This window comes from Roseateles sp. PN1, from assembly GCF_038419725.1.
Taxonomy (GTDB): Bacteria; Pseudomonadota; Gammaproteobacteria; order Burkholderiales; family Burkholderiaceae_C; genus Paucibacter_A.
Genome location: NZ_JBCARA010000032.1, coordinates 1 through 1,351 on the forward strand (window position 1 = coordinate 1; position 1,351 = coordinate 1,351).

The 1,351-nt window shown below is 64.0% G+C and carries 2 protein-coding genes; both read right to left on the bottom strand.

Translation table 11 applies throughout. The annotated features are described in order from the left end of the window. Positions 1 to 578, bottom strand: a 578-nt coding sequence (rfbD, locus tag AABB87_RS23010) for a dTDP-4-dehydrorhamnose reductase (protein WP_341973603.1), incomplete at its 3' end; no start/stop codon positions are given. 11 nt (positions 579 to 589) lie between these two features. After that, positions 590 to 1,351 (bottom strand): dTDP-glucose 4,6-dehydratase (locus tag AABB87_RS23015; protein WP_341973604.1); only part of this gene is annotated, 762 nt, incomplete at its 5' end.

A 1,351-nucleotide genomic window follows, 5' to 3' on the forward strand; every position in this document is an offset into this window, starting at 1 on the left:
GTCAGATCCGCCAAGAGATCGGCACCGGTGGGCGCCCCGATCTGGTCGGCGATGACCTTGAGCTGCTCGCGCTCTGCGCCCAAGCGCAACATGGTCTTGGCGAAGTTACCGCCACGTGCGGCGTACACCCAGCTGGTGCGAAGAATCAGGTGCTGGCAGCCGCTGGCGCGGATGGCGTCTTCGCCTTGCAGCTTGCTGCGCCCGTAAATGCTCAAAGGGCCAGTAGCCGCGTCTTCGCTGCGGGGCGTGTTGCCGCTGCCGTCAAACACATAGTCGCTGCTGTAGTGAACCAGCACGGCGCTAAGTTGCTTGGCTTCTTCGGCCAGCAAGCCCGGCGCATGGGTATTGATCTGCAGGGCCAGGTCTTGCTCGGTCTCGGCCTTGTCGACCGCCGTGTAGGCGGCGGCATTGACGATGACCTGCGGCGCCACCGCGCGGACCGTGGCGCGCAAGACTTCGGGATTGGCGAGGTCGGCGCCTTCGCTTCGATCCAGCGCGACCAACTCACCCAAAGGGGCGAGCGCGCGTTGCAACTCCCAGCCGACTTGGCCGTTCTTGCCTAGCAAAAGGATTTTCATGAATCGGCCGCTCAGGCTTGGTATTGCTGGGCGACCCAGTCACGGTAGGCGCCGCTTTGCACGCGGGCCACCCACTCGGGGTTGTCCAAGTACCACTGCACGGTCTTGCGGATGCCGGTCGCAAAGGTCTCGGCTGGGCGCCAGCCCAGTTCGCGCTCGATCTTGCGGGCGTCGATGGCGTAGCGGCGGTCATGGCCGGGGCGATCCTTCACGTAGGTGATCAAGCGCTTGTAGCTGCCTGCCGCGTCGGGTCGCAGCTCGTCGAGCAACTCGCACACGGTATGCACAATCTCCAGATTGGTCATCTCGTTCCAGCCGCCGATGTTGTAGGTCTCGCCGACGCGGCCGCCCTGCAGCACGGCGCGGATGGCGCTGGCATGGTCGGTCACGAAGAGCCAGTCGCGCACATTCTTGCCGTCGCCGTAGATCGGCAAGGCCTTGCCCGCCAAGGCGTTGACGATCATCAGCGGGATCAGCTTCTCGGGGAAGTGCAAGGGGCCGTAGTTATTGCTGCAATTGGTGGTTAGCACCGGCAGGCCATAGGTGTGATGCCAAGCGCGCACCAGGTGGTCGCTGGCGGCCTTGCTGGCCGAGTAGGGACTGTTGGGCTCGTAGGTCTTGGTCTCGGCGAAGGGCGGATCTTCGGCGCTCAAAGAGCCGTAGACCTCGTCGGTCGAGACATGGTGGAAGCGCCAGGCGGCCTTGTCTTCTTCGCCCAGGCCGCTCCAGTAAGCGCGTGCCGCTTCCAGCAAGGTGTAAGTGCCTTCGATATT